This is a genomic window from Methylobacterium sp. GXF4, assembly GCF_000272495.1.
Taxonomy (GTDB): Bacteria; Pseudomonadota; Alphaproteobacteria; order Rhizobiales; family Beijerinckiaceae; genus Methylobacterium; species Methylobacterium brachiatum.
Map to the genome: position 1 here is coordinate 100003 of NZ_AKFK01000055.1, position 17192 is coordinate 117194.

The 17192-nt window shown below is 72.1% G+C and carries 17 protein-coding genes; 9 read left to right on the top strand and 8 right to left on the bottom strand.

Going from position 1 to position 17192, the window contains the following annotated elements; translation table 11 throughout:
- The first annotated feature begins 46 nt into the window (after positions 1–46).
- Complete coding sequence (locus WYO_RS12280; protein ID WP_007562741.1) at positions 47–1396, top strand: MFS transporter; 1350 nt, start codon at positions 47–49, stop codon at positions 1394–1396.
- A 101-nt stretch (positions 1397–1497) separates the two neighbouring features.
- Complete coding sequence (locus WYO_RS31540) at positions 1498–1674, top strand: hypothetical protein (RefSeq protein WP_007562744.1); 177 nt, start codon at positions 1498–1500, stop codon at positions 1672–1674.
- Between the two features lie 5 nt (positions 1675–1679).
- Here the strand turns inward: WYO_RS31540 and WYO_RS12290 are convergent, their stop codons facing one another.
- Together WYO_RS12290 and cbiB are read right to left on the bottom strand one after the other, a co-directional pair.
- On the bottom strand, positions 1680–2594 hold the full coding sequence (locus tag WYO_RS12290) for an NAD(P)-dependent oxidoreductase (protein WP_007562745.1): 915 nt from the start codon (positions 2592–2594) through the stop codon (positions 1680–1682).
- Positions 2595–2703: 109 nt separating this feature from the next.
- Complete coding sequence (gene cbiB / locus WYO_RS12295; RefSeq protein ID WP_007562747.1) at positions 2704–3687, bottom strand: adenosylcobinamide-phosphate synthase CbiB; 984 nt, start codon at positions 3685–3687, stop codon at positions 2704–2706.
- Here cbiB and cobD point away from each other — a divergent pair.
- Entirely contained in the window at positions 3679–4707 is a 1029-nt protein-coding gene (gene cobD, locus WYO_RS12300; RefSeq protein ID WP_047170794.1) for a threonine-phosphate decarboxylase CobD, read from the top strand. The genes cbiB and cobD overlap by 9 nt on opposite strands.
- Here the strand turns inward: cobD and WYO_RS12305 are convergent.
- Positions 4700–5875, bottom strand: coding sequence for an MFS transporter (locus WYO_RS12305; protein WP_007562752.1), 1176 nt, complete (start codon positions 5873–5875; stop codon positions 4700–4702). The genes cobD and WYO_RS12305 overlap by 8 nt on opposite strands.
- Positions 5876–6192: 317 nt before the next feature.
- On the opposite strand from WYO_RS12305, the gene WYO_RS12310 reads away from it, so the two are divergent.
- Both WYO_RS12310 and WYO_RS12315 read left to right on the top strand, forming a co-directional pair.
- Positions 6193–6384 (top strand): hypothetical protein, encoded by a 192-nt coding sequence (locus WYO_RS12310; RefSeq protein ID WP_007562754.1) that lies wholly within the window; start codon positions 6193–6195, stop codon positions 6382–6384.
- A 231-nt stretch (positions 6385–6615) separates the two neighbouring features.
- Complete coding sequence (locus WYO_RS12315; RefSeq protein ID WP_007562756.1) at positions 6616–8025, top strand: malonyl-CoA decarboxylase; 1410 nt, start codon at positions 6616–6618, stop codon at positions 8023–8025.
- 9 nt (positions 8026–8034) lie between these two features.
- Here WYO_RS12315 and WYO_RS12320 read toward each other — a convergent pair whose 3' ends face one another.
- Complete coding sequence (locus WYO_RS12320) at positions 8035–8616, bottom strand: TetR/AcrR family transcriptional regulator (RefSeq protein WP_007562758.1); 582 nt, start codon at positions 8614–8616, stop codon at positions 8035–8037.
- 54 nt (positions 8617–8670) lie between these two features.
- On the opposite strand from WYO_RS12320, the gene WYO_RS12325 reads away from it, so the two are divergent.
- Entirely contained in the window at positions 8671–9120 is a 450-nt protein-coding gene (locus WYO_RS12325; RefSeq protein WP_007562760.1) for a DUF4188 domain-containing protein, read from the top strand.
- 108 nt (positions 9121–9228) lie between these two features.
- Entirely contained in the window at positions 9229–10737 is a 1509-nt protein-coding gene (locus tag WYO_RS12330; RefSeq protein ID WP_039902815.1) for a malonyl-CoA synthase, read from the top strand.
- Between the two features lie 47 nt (positions 10738–10784).
- On the opposite strand, the gene WYO_RS12335 is transcribed toward WYO_RS12330, so the two are convergent.
- The 4 genes from WYO_RS12335 to WYO_RS12350 all read right to left on the bottom strand — a co-directional run bounded on the left by WYO_RS12335 (position 10785) and on the right by WYO_RS12350 (position 12961).
- Positions 10785–11561, bottom strand: coding sequence for a hypothetical protein (locus tag WYO_RS12335; RefSeq protein WP_007562764.1), 777 nt, complete (start codon positions 11559–11561; stop codon positions 10785–10787).
- An 85-nt stretch (positions 11562–11646) separates the two neighbouring features.
- Positions 11647–12018, bottom strand: a complete 372-nt coding sequence (locus WYO_RS12340; protein WP_007562766.1) for a DUF3618 domain-containing protein — start codon at positions 12016–12018, stop codon at positions 11647–11649.
- Between the two features lie 5 nt (positions 12019–12023).
- Entirely contained in the window at positions 12024–12437 is a 414-nt protein-coding gene (locus WYO_RS12345; RefSeq protein ID WP_007562768.1) for a phage holin family protein, read from the bottom strand.
- 2 nt (positions 12438–12439) lie between these two features.
- A complete protein-coding gene (locus tag WYO_RS12350; protein WP_007562770.1) occupies positions 12440–12961 on the bottom strand; it encodes a hypothetical protein in 522 nt (173 codons plus the stop codon).
- 490 nt (positions 12962–13451) lie between these two features.
- Between WYO_RS12350 and WYO_RS12355 the strand changes: the two genes are divergently transcribed.
- Both WYO_RS12355 and glgX read left to right on the top strand, forming a co-directional pair.
- On the top strand, positions 13452–14873 hold the full coding sequence (locus tag WYO_RS12355; RefSeq protein ID WP_007562772.1) for a trehalose-6-phosphate synthase: 1422 nt from the start codon (positions 13452–13454) through the stop codon (positions 14871–14873).
- A gap of 222 nt (positions 14874–15095) precedes the next feature.
- Positions 15096–17192 (top strand): glycogen debranching protein GlgX (glgX, locus tag WYO_RS12360; protein WP_007562774.1); only part of this gene is annotated, 2097 nt, incomplete at its 3' end.

A 17192-nucleotide genomic window follows, 5' to 3' on the forward strand; every position in this document is an offset into this window, starting at 1 on the left:
GCCGGCCCTCGCCACGAGGGGCCGCACGGGTCCAGAGGAACGCCATATGCCCCCCACGCAGCCCCTGGTTAGCGAGGAGTTTGCCGAGAGCACCGTCCGCACGGTGACCCTGCGGCTGATGCCGTTGCTCGGCCTGCTCTACCTGATCGCCTATATCGACCGGCAGAACGTCTCCTACGCCAAGCTGGACATGGTCGGCAGCCTGGGTCTCAGCGAGACCGCCTACGGGCTCGGCGCGTCGCTGTTCTTCCTCGGCTACTTCCTGTTCGAGGTGCCCGCCAACGTGTTCCTGGAGCGGGTCGGCGCCCGGGTCTGGTTCGCCCGGATCATGTTCACCTGGGGCATCGTCACGATCCTGCTGGGCTTCACCCAAAACGCCGCGATGTTCTACGTGCTGCGCTTCCTGCTCGGCGCCGCGGAGGCCGGCTTCTTCCCGGGGGTGCTGTTCGCGCTGACGCTGTGGTTCCCGCAGGCGCACCGGGCCCGGATGATCGGCTGGTTCATGATCGCCAGCGCGGTGGCCAACGCCGTCGGCGCGGCGATCGGCGGGGCCCTGCTCGGCCTCGACGGGGTCCTGGGGCTGGCCGGCTGGCAATGGGTGTTCCTGGCCACGGGGGCGCCGGCGATCCTGATGACCGCAGTCGTGCTCCTGATCCTGCCGAACGGCCCCGAGACGGCGCCCTGGCTGTCCCAGGACCAGCGCGCCTGGCTCGCCCAGACGCTCCGAGCCGAGCGCGAGAGCGGCGGCCTCGTGGATCACGGCAATCCGTTCGCGGCGCTCCTCGACAAGCGCGTGCTGATGCTGGCCGGGGTCTACGTCTCGCTGCCGCTCGCCGCCTACGGGCTGGGCTACTGGCTGCCCACGGTGGTCAAGGGGTTCGGGGTCTCGAACCTGACCAACGGCTTCCTCAACATCATCCCGTGGGCCGCCACCGCGGTCGCCCTGTGGTGGGTCCCCCGCCACGCCGCCCGCACCGGCGCCCAGGGCAACGCCCTGACCTGGCACGTGGTCGGGCCGGCCCTGGTCGGGGCGACCGGGCTCGCGCTCAGCGTCATCCTGCCGGGCAACGCGGTGAAGTTCGTCTGCCTGTGCGTGGCGGCGGCCGGGACGTTCTCGGCCCAGCCGGTCTTCTGGTCGATGCCCGCGACCTTCCTGCGCGGGGCCACGGCGGCGGCCGGGATCGCGGCGATCAACTCGGTCGGCAATCTCGGCGGGTTCGTCGCGCAGAACATGGTCCCGTTCATCCGCGACCAGACCCAGAGCGACCTCGTGCCGATGCTGTTCCTGTCCGCCTGCCTGGCGATCGGGGCCGGCCTGATGTTCATCGTGCTCTCTGCCCTGCGGCGGGACGCGGCCAAGCGGGCGGCGGCATCCCCGGCCCCGCGCACGGCCTGAACATCGGACGGTATCGCGCGTTATACTGCCTGATGCCGGACCGTCCGGCACGATGATGCAAATCCGTGCCCCTGCGGACCATCATCCAGGAGGGCACCGCGATGAGCGAAGGTATTCCGCTTCTGATCCTCGCCCTGGGGACTCTGGGCGTCGTCTGGTTCCTGGCCGCCGCGGCCCGGAAGCAGGTCGCCGACGCCAAGGGCGCCCCGGAACGGTCCAACGTGATCCGCGACCATGGCGGGGCGCCGCGTCAGAACATGCCGGGGACGGAGCACTGACGGGATCAGCCGCCGGCGATCCGCCGGCAATGGTCGAGGGCGGCGCCGATCAGGTTGTCGCTGGCCTCGGGCGTGCGGAAGGCCGAATGCGCCGACAGGACGACGTTCGGCAGTGACGCGAGCGGGTGGTCGGCGGGCAGCGGCTCGACCGTGAACACGTCGAGCCCGGCCCCGGCGATCCGCCCGGCGCGCAGGGCCTCCACCAGGGCAGCTTCATCGATCACCACACCCCGGGCGGTGTTGATCAGGATCGCCCCGGGCTTCAGGGCGGCGATGCGCGCAGCCGACAGGAAGCCGCGCGTCTCCTCGGTCAGGAGCAGGTGGAGCGAGACCACGTCGCTCTCGGCCAGAAGCCGCTCGAGCGGGACGAACTCGACCCCCGGATGCGTTTTCGGGGTCCGGTTCCAGGCCAGCACCCGCAGGCCGGCGCCGCGGCAGAGCCGCGCCATCTCGGCCGCGATCCCGCCGAAGCCGATCAGCCCGATGGTCTTGCCGGTGAGCTGGATCGCCTCGGTGCGCAGCCAGCGCCCCGCCCGCATCGCCCGGTCCATCTCGGGCAGGCCCCGGGCGGCGGCCCAGAGCAGCGCGAAGGCGCATTCCGCCACCGCGGTGTCGCCGTAGCCCTTGATCGTGTGGACCGTGACGCCGCACTCGGCCTGGAGCGCCTCCGGGTCCATGTAGCTGCGCGCGCCGGTGCCCAGGAACACCGCGTGCCGCAGGCTCGGGCAGGCGCGGGCCACGGCGACGGGGAGGGCGGTGTGGTCGATCACCGCGACCTCCGCCCCGGCGAGCAGAGCCGGCAGATCCTCCGGGGCGATGTCGGGCTGGAGATTGATCGCGAAGGGCGGATCGTCCGGCCGCAGCAGGCGCCGCGCCACCGCCGCCAGGGTCTCGCTGGCATCGACGAACACCGCGCGCATGGGCTTCTCCTCGGTCCCGCTCGACCGAGCTTAGAACGCGCGCCGCCGCATTGGATACCGGTCCGGCGGCGCGCACATTGCACCGAGCACTTGGACTCGCGCCGTCCGGTCAGCCGATCCCGACGAACCAGAGGGTCAGCAGGGCCAGGACGAGGCCGCCCTGGATCAGGCAGGCCGTGCGGTACAGGCTCAGCGCCCGGGCGATGTCGTCGGCCGTGGCCTCGGCCCGGCCGTCGCCCATATGGGCGTCGGGGACGAGGGTGCCGTCATAGACCCGCGGGCCCGCGAGCCGCAGGCCGAGCGCCCCGGCCATGGCGGCCTCGGGCCAGCCGGCATTGGGCGAGCGGTGGCGGCCGGCATCGCGGGCCATCGCCCGGAGCGCGCCGCGCGCATCGGCGCCGCGCAGGGCGGCCGCCCCGACGATCAGCAGGCCGGCGAGCCGCGAGGCCGGCAGGTTCACCAGGTCGTCGAGCCGCGCCGCGGCCCATCCGTAGGCGGCGTAGCGCGGGGTGCGGTGGCCGATCATGCTGTCGGCGGTGTTGATCGCCTTGTAGAGGACGCCGCCGGGCAGGCCGAGGCAGCCGATCCAGAAGGACGGCGCCACGATCCCGTCGGAAAAGTTCTCGGCCAGGCTCTCGATCGCGGCGCGGCACACCGCCGGGGCGTCGAGCCGGTCGGGATCGCGCCCGACGATCATCGCCACGGCGCGGCGTCCGGCCTCGAGGCCGCCCGCGCGCAGGGCCGTCTCCACGGCGGCGACGTGGTCGTTCAGGCTGCGCTGCGCCGGCAGGCTCGCGCAGAGCAGGCCGAGCAGCAGGAAGCCGGGGAGGGGGCCGGCCCAGAGGGCGAGCCCGGTGAGCGCCCAGGCCGGCAGCCCCGTGGCGGCGAGCAGGAGCACCAGGGCGAGGCAGCCGGCGACCCGACGCCGCCCTTCGGACCCGCGGTTCAGGCCGCGCTCCAGCCCGGAGATCAGACGGCCGATCCAGGTGACAGGGTGGCCGATGGCCTTGTAGAGCGCGTCCGGGTAGCCGGACGCCGCCTCGATCCCGAGGGCGAGGGCGAGGATGGCGAGCGTATCGGGCGGATGGACCATCGTTTCTGGAATTCCGCTCCGCGGCCGGGGGCGATCCCGGGGCCAATCCCCCATGGCGGCGATCTCGGAGGCCTCCGACACGCCTTCCCGGACGCGCCGGAGCCCTGGCTCGACCTCTCGACGGGGATCAATCCGGTCCCCTATCCCGTGCCGCCGGTGGAGGCCAGCGCCTGGATGCGGCTTCCCGCCGCCGCCGAGGGCGAAGCCCTGCGGGAGGCGGCCGCCATGGCCTACGGCGCGCCCGATACGGCGCATGTCGTCCCCGCCCCCGGCACCCAGATCCTGATCGAGACCCTGCCCCGGCTCGTGGCGCCGACCGGGGTCGCGGTGATCGGCCCGACCTATGCCGAGCACGCAGCCGCCTGGACACGGGCCGGGCACAGGGTGGCGCAGGTTGACGGGATCGCGGCGATCGGCGACGCGGCCGTGGCGGTGCTGGTCGATCCGAACAATCCGGACGGGCGGACCCATCCGTTACCTGAGCGGCTCGCCCTGGCGGACGCGCTGCGCGCCCGCGGCGGCCTGCTGGTCGCCGACGAGGCCTTCGCCGACCTGGAGCCGGTGGCGAGCCTGTGCCCGCACGCGGCCCCGGGGCTCGTGGTTTTGCGCTCCTTCGGCAAGACTTACGGGCTCGCGGGCCTGCGCCTCGGCTTCGCGGTGGCCGAGCCGGGGACGGCGGACCGGATCGCCACCGCCCTCGGCCCCTGGGCGGTGTCCGGGCCGGCTTTGGCGATCGGCCGGGCCGCCCTGTCGGACACGGCGTGGCGGGCCGAGGCCGCCCAGGCCCGGGCGGCGGATGCCGAGCGCCTCGACCGGCTGATCGCCCGCGGCGGCGGGACGATCGTCGGCGGCACCAGCCTGTTCCGCACCGCCGATTTTCCCGACGGGCCGGGCCTGTACCGCCGGCTCGCGCAAGCCGGGATCGCGGTGCGGCGCTTCCCCGAGCGACCCGAACGGCTTCGGTTCGGGCTGCCGGCGGGGAAGGCGGCATGGTGCCGCCTCTCGCGGGTGCTCAAGTAGTCGGCGTCGCCGGCCCGTGCGGATCGCGGGCCGCCACCAGAACGGCGAGCGCCGAGAAGGCGAGGCCCACCGCGCAGACGCCGGGCCAGCCGACCACCAGGAAGGCCTGCGAGCCCGCGAAGGCGCCGAGCGCCCCGAACACGAACAGCGTCGTGAACAGCACGGTGTTGATCCGGCCCCGCGCCCCCGGGACCAGTGCGTAGGCCCGGGTCTGGTTGGCGATGAGCGCGCCGTTCATGCCGATATCGATCAGCAGCACGCCGATCCCGACCGCCACCAGCGACCACGTGCCCCCGGCCCAGAGCACCAGGAACGACAGGGCGACCATCAGGCTGCCGCCGAGCACCACCGGCTTCGCGCCGCGCGTGTCGGTGAAGCGGCCCGATACCGGCGCCACGAAGGCGCCGCAGACGCCGATCACCCCGAACAGGCCGGCCCCGGCCGCGGAGAGCCCGAAGGGCGGGTTCTCGACCAGCAGCGCCAGGGTCGCCCAGAAGGCGTTGAAGGCGGCAAACAGCAGCGCCTGCGACAGGCTCGCGGTGCGCAGCACCGGCTGCGACCGGGCGAGGTGCAGGATCGACAGCATCAGGGCCCGGTAGCGCAGGCGCTGGGTCTGGGGCGTGTGCGGCAGGGTCGCCCGGGCGATGCCGGCCATGGCGAGCGCGAGCAGCGACGCGGCCAGGAACACCGCCCGCCAGCCGAGATGCGCCCCCAGAAACCCGCTCGCCGTGCGGGCGAGCAGGATGCCGGTGAGCAGCCCGGTCATCACCTGCCCGACGATCCGGCCGCGGCTCGCATTCGGGGCGAGTTCGGCCGCGAACGGCACCGCCTGCTGCGCCGCGCAGGCGAGCACGCCGACCACAAGGTGGGCGAGCGCCAGGCAGGCGAGGTTCGGGGCGAGGCCCACGGCGAGCAGCGCCACGGCGAGGCCAAGGCATTGCCAGACGATCAGCCGGCGGCGGGGCAGGGCGTCGCCCAGCGGCACCAGCCCAATGATGCCGAGCCCGTAGCCGACGAGCGCCGTGGTCGGCACCCACAGGGCGGCGGCGTCGCCGAACTCGGACACGATCAGGCCGAGCAGTGGCTGGTTGTAATAGATGTTGGCGACCGCCCCGCCGGCGATCAGCGTCAGGCCGAGCCGGGCCTTCGCGTCGAGGATGGTGGTCACGGCAGGGTCGGGGGCGGGCAGGCGCGCCGCCGCTTCAGGGCCGGCATGGGGGCCATCGTGGAATCCGTGTCGGGGAGGGAAGAGCCGGGACCGATACGGGCCGGGCGCGCCATGCGGCAAGCGCCCGGGCTGCAGCCCTCGGTCACGCCCCGCGCCCCTTCACGGTCCGGCGTCCTGCACCATATGCCATCGACGCGGTTCCGGCCGTCCGCGTGCCGGGCGTCGAACGCACAATTGGGTTCGTGACCCGGATACGGTTTTCGGGCCGGATTCGTTCCGAACGACACGTCCGGAAAAACCGCAGCAGGGAGTACGGGATGCCGAACTACCGCGTCGAGTTTGCCAAGGAGATCCTCGGGGTGCCCTTCACCATCGGGGCCGTCGAGATCATGCGGGCCCGCGACCCGGACCGCGCCCTCCGGGCCGCCGAGCTCCGCTTCGCCCGCCACCACGGCATCGGCGACTGGCGGGAGCGGGCCGACCTCGCCACCCTGGCCGAGCGGCACTGAGGCATTCCGGGATCGCGCCGTCACACGACCTTCGTCTCGGGGCCGCACGGTGAGCCTTTCGCGACCGGTCAAGCTCTGGTCGCGACCGCCCCGCCACCGTAGAATGGTGGCTTAGAGCCGGGACCAGCATGCAACGAGGGCCGGGCCCTCACGGATGCGCGGGGCCATGCGCCGGCGTCATGAGACCGGAGACGCATCAGGTCCGGTCCGACAGGGGTCAGTGCGAGGGTCATGGCGGCGATCTCCTTCTTCGGCGACCTGCTTCAGACCATCAGCGAGCGCGGCCGCGACCTGATCGGCATCGGCCGCAGCGACATCACCGGCCGGGCCAGCGCGAGCGAGCTGGTCAAGCTGTGCGAGGACCTGATCTCGCGGCGCGGCGAGGCCTCCGGGGTCGCGCTGGCCCGGTTGATCCTCGACCGCTACGCCAGCTTCGGCCAGACCGAGCGCCACGCCTTCCTGCGGGGGATCGCCCTCGACTTCGACGCGGACCATGCCGCCGTCGACGAGGCGATCGCTGCCTACCGGGCGGACCCGACCCGCGCCCGCCTCGGCACCCTGCACGAGGCCGCCGAGCCGCGCAGCCAGGAGCTGATCCGCCGCCTCAACCTGGCCCGCGGCGGAACGCTGAGCCTCGTGCGGATGCGCGAGGACCTGTTCGACCTGCGCAAGGCGCTGCGCACGGGCGCCGAGGCCGACCCCGCCGTGCTCGACGCCGTCGACAGCCTCGATTCCGATTTCGAGCACCTGTTCGCCTCCTGGTTCAACCGGGGCTTCCTGGTGCTGCGGCACATCGACTGGACCACGCCCGCCCATATCCTCGAGAAGATCATCCGGTACGAGGCGGTGCACGCGATCACCGGGTGGGACGACCTGCGCGCCCGGATCGAGCCGCCGGACCGGCGCTGCTTCGCGTTCTTCCACCCGGCGCTCGCCGACGAGCCGCTGATCTTCGTCGAGGTGGCGCTCACCGATCAGGTCGCGCCGGCGATCGCCCCGATCCTGTCGCGGGAGCGCAAGCCGCTGCAGCCGCGGGCGGCGACCACGGCGATCTTCTACTCGATCTCCAACTGCCAGAAGGGGTTGGCCGGCGTCACCTTCGGCAATTTCCTGATCAAGCAGGTGGTCGAGGACCTCACCCGCGAGGTGTCCTCGCTCAAGACCTTCGTCACGCTCTCGCCGGTGCCGGGCTTCGCCGCCTGGCTCGCCCGGGAGCGCCGGGCCGACAGCCCGCAGGGGCTGCTGCCGGAGGACGTGGAGGTGCTGCGGGCGCTGGACGATCCGGACTGGCACGCCGACAAGGCCCGGGCCGAGACGGTGCGCAAGGCGCTGATCCCGGCCGCGGCCGCCTATTTCCTGCGCGCCAAGAACGAGCGCGGGCGCCCCCTCGACCCGGTGGCCCGGTTCCATCTCGGCAACGGCGCCCGTCTGGACCGGATCAACTTCCTCGGCGACACCTCGAAGAAGGGGCTGGCCCAGTCGCACGGGCTGATGGTGAACTACCTCTACGATCTCGCGGCGATCGAGAAGAACCACGAGACCTACGCCAATCTCGGCACCGTGGCGGCCTCGCCGGCGGTGACCCGGGAGCTGCGCGCCAAGCTGCCGCCGCCGCGGGCGGTGGTGCTGGCCGAGGCCTGACCGCCCGGCTCACGCCTCGGTAAGGCCAGCGGTCAGCCGGGCGAACTGCCCGGTGATCCGGCGGGCGACCGCCTCGGTCTCGCCGGCCTCCAGGGGCACCCGGCGGTCGAGGATCAGCGCGGCGAGCCCGTGCACCAGCGCCCAGGCGGCCAGGGTCAGGTCGGCGGCGGGCATGCCCGGGCCGGCGAGCGCGGCGGCCCGCATCTCCAGGATCCGGTAGGCCCGGGACGTGTCGGGCTTCCGGCAGGGGGTCATGAACATCAGCCGGAACAGGGCCGGGCGCCGGCACGCGAAGGCGACGTAGGCGGCTCCCTGGGCGGCCAAGGCCTCGGCCCCCTCCGCCGAGCGGTCGGCCGCATCCAGGCTTTCGGCCAGATCCTCGAAGCCCCGGGCGGCGACCGCTTCGAGGAGCTGCTCCTTGCCGGCGAAGTGCCGGTAGGGCGCCATCGCCGAGACCCCGCAGGCCCGGGCCACCGCCCGCAGCGACAGCGCCGCCGCGCCGTCGGATTCCAGCAGGTCGAGGGCCGCCGACACGAGGGCCGCGCCCAGGTCGCCGTGATGGTAGGCCTTCTCGGCCGTCGATGTTGACACTGTACGCACACCGCGGTAAGTTTACGCTGCACACAAAGCGCAGGAGGCCGCGTGATGCAAGCCGCACCGATCCGCCGCTCCGTGGATCTCTCCGCCTATCCCGATCTCGTCGTGGTGTATCTCGGCTTTCGGGTGACGCGCTGGCGCGGTCTGCTCGCCCTGATGGGGCTCGGGCGCAGCATCGCCGAGGCGGTGCGCGGGCAGCCCGAGGGCCTGCTCGCCCACGAAAACCTGATGTTCGGGCTGAACCATGTCGGCATGCGCCAGTATTGGCGCGACCTCGAGAGCTTGGAGCGCTTCACCCGCTCGGAGCCGCACCGCACCTGGTGGCGCGCCTTCTCCCGGAACTCCCAGGGCTCCGGCTTCTGGCACGAGGCGTATATGCGGGGCGGCATGGAGGCGATCTATGTCGGGATGCCGGCACCCGTCGGCTTCGGGCTGTTCGCCCCGGAGCGCGTCCCGGACGGCGCCTTCCTGTCCTCGCGGCAGCGGCTCGCGGCCTGACAGAGGCCCCGGAAAGCGGAGGCGAGAGGCGGACCGCGATTGCGGGGCGATCCGGAACGGTTCTATGGCTGCCTGAACCCTGCGGTCCGTGATAGCTCCAGCCTCACGATGACGAACCATCTCTTCTCCCTGGTTCGGGACGGCGTCCCGGATCCCGCCAAGACCGTGATCGAGACGCCGGAAGGGCGCCGATACAGTTACGCGGATCTCATCGCCCGCTCCGGCGCCTACGCGGCGGCCCTGCAGGCGGCCGGCGTGCGGCCCGGCGACCGGGTGGCGGTCCAGGTCGAGAAGAGCGCCGAGGTGATCTTCCTGTATCTCGGGGTGGTGCGCGCGGGCGCCGCGTTCCTGCCGCTCAACACCGCCTACACCCCGGCGGAGATCGGGTATTTCCTCGGCGACGCCGAGCCCACGATCTTCGTCTGCGACCCGGGCCGACGCGAGGCCCTGGTGCAGGCCGCCGCGGGCATCCGCGAAGTTTGGACCCTGGATGCGGCGGGAACCGGCAGCGCCGCCGAGGCCGCGGACCGGCACGAGACGGCGTTCGCGGACGTGCCCCGGGGGCCGGACGACCTCGCCGCGATCCTCTACACCTCCGGCACGACCGGGCGCTCCAAGGGCGCCATGCTCACGCACGACAATCTGGCGTCGAACGCCCGCACGCTCGTGGATGTCTGGCGCTTCACCGAAGACGACGTGCTGATCCACGCCCTGCCGGTGTTCCACACCCACGGGCTGTTCGTGGCGACCAACACGGTGCTGGCGAGCGGCGGCACCATGCTGTTCCTGCCGCGCCTCGACCCGAAGCTGATCCTGAGCCTGATGCCCCGGGCGACTGCCCTGATGGGCGTGCCGACCTTCTACACGCGCCTCCTCAAGGAACCCGGCCTCACCCAAGAGGCGGCCAGGGGCATGCGCCTGTTCGTGTCGGGCTCGGCGCCGCTGCTCGCGGAGACCCACCGGGAATGGCAGGCGCGCACCGGCCACGCCATCCTCGAGCGCTACGGCATGACCGAGACCAACATGAGCACCTCGAACCCCTATACGGGGGACCGGGTCGCCGGCACGGTCGGCTTCCCCCTGCTGGGCGTCTCCCTGCGGGTGGTCGATCCCGAGACCGGCGCGGCCTTGGGCCCGGACGCGGTCGGGATGATCGAGGTGAAGGGCCCGAACGTGTTCAAGGGCTACTGGCGGATGCCCGAGAAGACCGAAGCCGAGTTCCGGCCGGACGGCTTCTTCATCACCGGCGACCTCGGCAAGGTCGATGCCCGGGGCTACGTCCACATCGTCGGGCGCGGCAAGGACCTGATCATCTCCGGGGGGTTCAACGTCTACCCGAAGGAGGTCGAGACCGAGATCGACGCCCTGCCGGGCGTGGTCGAATCCGCGGTGATCGGCCTGGCGCACCCGGATTTCGGCGAGGCGGTCACCGCCGTGGTGGTCGGCGGGACGAACGCCCCGGACGAGGCGGGAATCGTGACGGCCCTGGAGGGCCGGCTCGCCCGGTTCAAATGCCCCAAGCGCGTCCTGTTCGTGGACGAATTGCCCCGCAACACCATGGGCAAAGTGCAGAAAAACCTGCTCCGCGAGGCGCATGCGGGGCTGTATCGAGCCTGAATGAAACCGCCCGCCAGCGTCCAGGCTGGCAGGCGGCAACTTCCTCTTTAGAGGTTGTGCGCAGCCCGCTCGTTCGCCGGCGGCGTGTGGCCATCGGAATCCGCGGCCTTGCGGACCGCCGCGTTGAGGTTGTCCGGGTCGAGGGCGGTCTGGACGAACTCGCGGCCCATATTGGTCACCTCCCGGGCGTAGCGCAGGCCCTGGTCGCGGACCTCGTCGGCCCAGGGGCCGATATTCCGGTCCTCCTGGCGGGTGCGCGGCAGCAGCGCGCCGAGCAGCAGGCCGGCGGCGACGCCGACGACGCCCACCAGCAGCGGGTTGTCGTCCACGAAGCGCTCGACCGTGCTGCGGCCGCGCTGAAGCCCGTCGATCCCCTGGGTGGTGATGTCGTCGAGCGCCCGCAGGTTGCGCTTGTGCAGGGCGGCGGCGCGCTCCCGGGCCTCGTCATAGGCCGAGGCGGCGCGGGCGCGGGCCTGATCGGCGGCGCTGCCGAGGCGGTTGCCGATATCGTCGGCCAGCTCCGAGACGGTCTGGCGGGCCTGACCTGCAAGGTCGGCGGCGCGATCGGCGGCCTCCTGGGCGCCCTCCTTGGCGGATGCGGCCGCATCGATCGGGCGCGTCGCGGCACCGGGCGGGAGCGGGTCGTGCAGGCCGCGCGGGTCGGGGCGGAGGGTGAAGTCGCCGGCCGCCTCGCCGGGGGCCGAACGCGGATCGCCGTGCCCGGCCGGATCGGGCCGCAGGCTGGTATCGCCGGTGCCCGTCGGCATGCCGGCCTGGGCGGCGAGCTGCTCGGGGAGGCTGGAGGGGGTCGGCTTGTCGGTCATGGCGGGGTCCTCGGATGTCCGTCTCGGCGACGCGGAGAGCGTCGCGCCTCCCGGCCGTCGGGCCGGGCTCGAATCGTCTTGCGCGTCAGATCTCGGTCTTCTCGAGGGGATCGCGGGCGGGGCGCGCCGTCGGCAGATCGGGATCGTAGCCGCGGGCCGTGCCGGTGTTCAGCGTGGCCACGCGCTCGGCCGAGACCTGGGTGCGGCGGCGCTCGGCATCCCGGGCCATCCGGTTGAACAGCAGCCCCACCCCGGCGGCGATCAGCAGGACCGGCACGGGATTGCGGCGCACCGCTTCCAGGGCGCCGTCATAGACGCCGCTCAGCGCGGGCGTGCGCCGGGCATTGCCCAGCATCTCGTCCACGATGTTCGGGACCGAGAGCTTGCCCTGGATCTGGTCGATCGTCTCGTCGAGCCGTGCGCGGCTCGCCTCGATTTCCTTCTCGAGGTCGGTCATCGAACTCATCCGGATACGCGCTCCGATAGGGCCTGGGCATCCTGGCGAACTTGGCGCGTCGTGCGCGTCGGCGCCAGGGTGGAGAGGGACAGGACGCTGCGTGCCCACAGGGCCATGCCCACGGCGATGACCAGCAGCACGCCGCCGACGATCAGGGCCGAGAGCCATTCGGAGCCCACGATGGTGGCGAGCCACTTCACGAGGGCGCCGATCAGGACGAGCAGGGCGACCACGGCGAACACGGCCGAACCGACCATGCAGGCCAGGCCGACGATGAGCTGGCGGACATTGCCCGCCATCTCGGCGCGAAACAGCGCGATCTCCTTGCGGGCGAGCTCGTTGGTCTCGCGCAGGGCGTCGCCGATCAGGCTCTGGATGCTCGAGGCGCCGGGTTGGCGCGGATCAGGACCCTGGGCCATCGTCAGGCCCGGAAGCTGTCGCGGGCGTCGCCGTCGGGCGCTTCCGGCGGCAGGCTCGAGGACTTGATGAACCGGGCGGCGATCAGGCCGGCCACGAAGGTGCCGACCGCCACCGCCACCGGGGCGCGCCGGGCGAAGGCCTCGGCCTCGCCGTAGAAGTCGCCGAGGCTGCGCCGCTCGATCGAGGAGCCCAGCTGCTCGAGCCCGTCGGCGGCGCTGTCGAAGAAGGCGCGCACGTTCGGCTTGTCGCCGAGGTCGCGGCCGGAATTGCGGATCGTCTGCGCCAGCTCGTGGACCGATTGGGCGGCGTCGCTCTTGCGCCGCTCGACGTAATCCTGGGCCTGGAGACGCGCCGCGTCGATCAGCCCGCGGCCGCGCTCGGCCGCTTCGTCGGCCAAGCCCTCGACATCGCCCTGGAGGGCACGCCACTGGGCGCGCTCGCCGGCGGTCTCGCCGGGCCGGTCATGCGCCGGATCCTTCAGCGGGTCCTTGGGCGCATCCTGCGGGAACTCGTTGCCGGCCATCTCGAAAACACTCCTCGCGGCGCAGGGACGGCGTCGCTCGCGGCGACCGCGGCCCCCGCGATGGCTGAGTAACCGACTGGGCTGTCACCGGTTCCAGCGCGGCGTGCGGTCCGGCAGGCGGCGTCGGCGCGACCGGTCCGCGCGACGCGTCGGCCCTCGCTCAGCCGGCGTTCAGGCAGGATCCGGCAGAACCGTCACGCTTGCATGACGGCTTCCCTTCGGTGGCCCTTCGACACATCCCGGGCCTCGCCGCGAAGAGCCTTCAAGGGCTGGCCGCGCGAGGCCCGGACCGCGCCGCGAGCACCGGACAGGGCGGCGATCCTGTCCGGTGCGGCGGGGTGCTCGACTTGACCCGCGCCCGGCTTCACGCTTGGGTTGCCCTGACAAAGGATCGCGCAGGGTCTCCGCGCGTTCTGCTACTGAGAAGTCCCGATGCAGGCGCGGCGAGGTCCTCGACTCGAGCCGCGCCCCTGATCCGGAGCCGACCCGCGTGGCACGCCTTGTGATCGTATCGAACCGCGTCGCCATCCCCGAGGATGGCGGGAAGGCGGTTGCGGCGGGCGGCCTCGCCGTCGCCGTGAAGGAGGCGTTCACCGCCTATGAGGGGCTGTGGTTCGGCTGGAGCGGCAACATCACGGAGGAGCCCTCCGAGGAGCCGACCCTGATCGACCGGGGCCGGGTCCAGTACGCCGTGGTCGACCTCTCGCCGCAGGACCACCTGGAATATTACGCCGGCTTTGCGAATCGGGCCCTGTGGCCGATCATGCATTACCGGCTGGGCCTGGGCGCGTTCTCGCGCTCGGATTACGCCGGCTACAGCCGGGTCAACCGGACCTTCGCCCGGGCGCTGGCCAAGCTGGTCGAGCCCGACGACATCATCTGGGTGCACGATTACCACCTGCTGCCGCTCGCGGCCGAGCTGCGTGGCCTCGGGCTCGACAACCCGATCGGCTATTTTCACCACATCCCCTGGCCGGCCGCCGACGTGTTCAACTCGCTGCCGGCGAGCGGCGAGCTCCTGCGCGCCATCGTCGATTACGACCTGATCGGCCTGCAGACCGAGGCCGACGTCCAGAACCTCCAGCGCAACCTGGTCGACACCCAGCGGGCGATCCCGCTCGGCGGCGGCTCGCTGATGGTCGACGGGCGCCGCACCCGGATCCGCGCCTTCCCGATCGGCATCGACGTCGCCGGCTTCAAGGAGGCCGCCGAGAAGGCCAATTCCAACAAGGTGGTGCGCGAGACGATCGCGGGCCTGCGCACCCGCAAGCTGCTGATCGGCGTCGACCGGCTCGACTATTCCAAGGGCGTGTCCGAGCGGATGGAGGCGGTGGAGAGCTTCTTCGCCTCCAATCCCGACCAGCGCGGCAACGTCACCTACATCCAGATCACCCCGAAATCGCGCAGCGAGGTTCCGGAATACGAGCAGCTCGCCCGGGACGTGAACGAGAAGGTCGGCGAGATCAACGGCGCGCTGGGCGACCCGGCCTGGACGCCGATCCAGTACATCACCAAGGCCTATCCGCGCCCGGTCCTGGCCGGCCTCTACCGGGCGGCCCGGGTCGGGCTGGTGACGCCGATGCGCGACGGCATGAACCTCGTCGCCAAGGAATACGTGGTCGCGCAGAGCGAGGACGATCCCGGCGTGCTGGTCCTGTCGAAATTCGCCGGCGCGGCCCGGCAGATGCCCGAGGCGCTGCTGATCAACCCCTACGACCGGTTCGAGGTCGCCGAGGCGATCCGCTCCGCCCTGTACATGCCCAAGGCCGAGCGCGTCGCCCGCTGGCGGCCGATGGTCGAGCGCATGACCCGGGAGGACGTCGATTGGTGGGCCCGCAACTTCCTGTCGGAGCTGGAGAATTTCCGCACGATGGAGCGCGAGCCCCCGACCACCGCGGCGGCCGCCGAGTAGCCGTATCGTTCTCGCTGACGCCGACGATGGCGATACCGCTTTGAGGCGCCATCGCTCTGGCTGGCCAAGCCGCGCCCCCTCTCCCGTGCGGGAGAGGGGACCCGAGCCTCATCCCGTCGATGACGTTGTTCCGAGAGCCTTGCCGCACGCCCTGACGGCCGACCTTGCCCGCCGGCGCCGGCACGCGCCTCGGCCCATGTCCCAAAAACCCGGACTCTGCCCATGATCGCCGTCGATGACGGGGTGCCGGCGCCGCTCGGCGCGCATTTCGACGGGCGCGGGGTGAACTTCGCCCTGTTCTCCGAGCATGCCACCGCGGTGGACATCTGCCTGTTCGAGCCGGGGGAGCGGCACGAGACCCGCACGGTCCGGCTGCCCTGCCGCACCGACGACGTCTGGCACGGCTACCTGCGCGGGGTGCTGCCGGGCCAGCGCTACGGCTATCGGGTGCACGGCCCCTGGGATCCGGCGAACGGGCATCGGTTCAACCCCTCGAAGCTGGTGCTCGACCCCTATGCAAGGGAGATCCGCGGCCGGATCCGCTGGCACGACGCGCTCTACGGCCACCGCCGCGGTCGGGAGGACCGCATCGACCGGCGCGACAGCGCGGTCTACATGCCCAAGGGCGTGGTCACCGCCCCCGAAGTGCCCGACCTTGCGCTGGCCCCCGTGCGGCGGCCGCTCACCGAGACGGTCATCTACGAGGCCCATGTCAAGGCGCTGACCCGCACCCATCCCGACATCCCGGAAGCGGAGCGCGGCACCTATGCGGCGCTGGCCCACCCGGCGATCATCGAGCACCTGGTCAAGCTCGGCGTCACCGCCCTGGAGCTGCTGCCGATCCAGGCCTTCGCGGATGACCGCTTCCTGGTCGAGAAGGGGCTCGTCAACTTCTGGGGCTATCAGCCCCTGAACTACTTCGCCCCGGATCCGCGCTACCGTGGGGAGGGCGCCCCGGGCGGCCTCAAGGCGGCGATCCGCGAGCTGAACGCCGCCGGGATCGAGACCTGGCTCGACGTGGTCTACAACCACACCGCCGAGGGCGACCACAGCGGCCCGACCCTGTCGTTCCGCGGCATCGACAATGCCAGCTACTACAAGCTCGACCCCGCGGACCGGCGCCGCACGATCGATTGCACCGGCTGCGGCAACACCTTCGACGTGAGCCACCCGCGGGTGATGCAGCTGGTGCTGGATTCCCTGCGCCACTGGGTCACCGCCTACGGCATCGCCGGCTTCCGCTTCGACCTCGCCTCGAGCCTCGGGCGCTCGCCCCTGGCTTTCACCCCGCAGGCGGCCTTCTTCCAGGCGGTGGCCCAGGATCCGGTGCTCGCGCGGGTCAAGATGGTGGCCGAGCCCTGGGACATCGGGGAGGGCGGCTACCAGCTCGGCGGCTATCCACGCGGCTGGAGCGAGTGGAACGACAAGTTCCGCGACGCCGCCCGGGGTTTCTGGAAGGGCGATTCCGGCACCCTGGCGAAGCTGACCCAGGGGCTGACCGGCTCGCGGGAGGTCTTCGCCCCGTCCCGGCGCTCGCCGCTGGCCAGCATCAACTTCATCGCCAGCCACGACGGCTACACCCTGGCCGACACGGTGGCCTACGAGCAGAAGCACAACGAGGCCAACGGCGAGGACAACCGCGACGGCCACGGCCACAATGTCAGCTGCAATTACGGCGTCGAGGGCGACACCGACGACCCGGCGATCCTCGCCCTGCGCGCCCGCCAGAAGCGCAACATGCTGGCCAGCGTGATGCTGGCCCAAGGCGTGCCGATGCTGCTGATGGGCGACGAGCGCTCGCGCAGCCAGGGCGGCAACAACAACGCCTATTGCCAGGACAATCCGACGAGCTGGATGGACTGGACCAGCGACCCGGATCCGAGCCTCGCCACGTTCGTGGCCAATCTCCTGGCCCTGCGCCGGGCTCAACCAGCCCTGCGGCGGCAGACCTTCTTCACCGGCGCCCCGATCGGACCGGATTCTCCCCTGCGGGACGTGCATTGGCTCGCCCCCGAGGGCACCGAGATGGAGAATGGCCATTGGGCCGATGACGGGCTGCAGGTGTTCGGCATGCAGATCGGCAATGACGGCCGCGCCGGCGACCGCCTGCTGCTCCTGTTCAATGCCGGGCTGGAGCCTGTCGACTTCCGCCTCGCCCCCGTGATCGGCGGCCCCTGGCACCCGGTCTTCGACACCGGCGAGGCCGAAGGCACGGTCCCGCCCGGCGCCCCGTCCTACGGGCCGGACGCCCCCGTGCCGCTGCCCGGCCGCACGGTCCTGGTGCTCACCGCGGCGGGCGTTGGGGCGCGGGGCGGGTGG

Coding starts and splice junctions, on each gene's coding strand:
- cbiB (WP_007562747.1), bottom strand. CDS start 3,687: ATGGTCCATCCGCCCGATACGCTCGCCATCCTCGCCCTCGCCCTCGGG.
- WYO_RS12310 (WP_007562754.1), top strand. CDS start 6,193: ATGCCGAACTACCGCGTCGAGTTTGCCAAGGAGATCCTCGGGGTGCCC.
- cobD (WP_047170794.1), top strand. CDS start 3,679: ATGGACCATCGTTTCTGGAATTCCGCTCCGCGGCCGGGGGCGATCCCG.
- WYO_RS12315 (WP_007562756.1), top strand. CDS start 6,616: ATGGCGGCGATCTCCTTCTTCGGCGACCTGCTTCAGACCATCAGCGAG.
- WYO_RS12290 (WP_007562745.1), bottom strand. CDS start 2,594: ATGCGCGCGGTGTTCGTCGATGCCAGCGAGACCCTGGCGGCGGTGGCG.
- WYO_RS12345 (WP_007562768.1), bottom strand. CDS start 12,437: ATGGCCCAGGGTCCTGATCCGCGCCAACCCGGCGCCTCGAGCATCCAG.
- WYO_RS12330 (WP_039902815.1), top strand. CDS start 9,229: ATGACGAACCATCTCTTCTCCCTGGTTCGGGACGGCGTCCCGGATCCC.
- WYO_RS12340 (WP_007562766.1), bottom strand. CDS start 12,018: ATGACCGACCTCGAGAAGGAAATCGAGGCGAGCCGCGCACGGCTCGAC.
- WYO_RS12325 (WP_007562760.1), top strand. CDS start 8,671: ATGCAAGCCGCACCGATCCGCCGCTCCGTGGATCTCTCCGCCTATCCC.
- WYO_RS12280 (WP_007562741.1), top strand. CDS start 47: ATGCCCCCCACGCAGCCCCTGGTTAGCGAGGAGTTTGCCGAGAGCACC.
- WYO_RS12350 (WP_007562770.1), bottom strand. CDS start 12,961: ATGGCCGGCAACGAGTTCCCGCAGGATGCGCCCAAGGACCCGCTGAAG.
- WYO_RS12335 (WP_007562764.1), bottom strand. CDS start 11,561: ATGACCGACAAGCCGACCCCCTCCAGCCTCCCCGAGCAGCTCGCCGCC.
- WYO_RS31540 (WP_007562744.1), top strand. CDS start 1,498: ATGAGCGAAGGTATTCCGCTTCTGATCCTCGCCCTGGGGACTCTGGGC.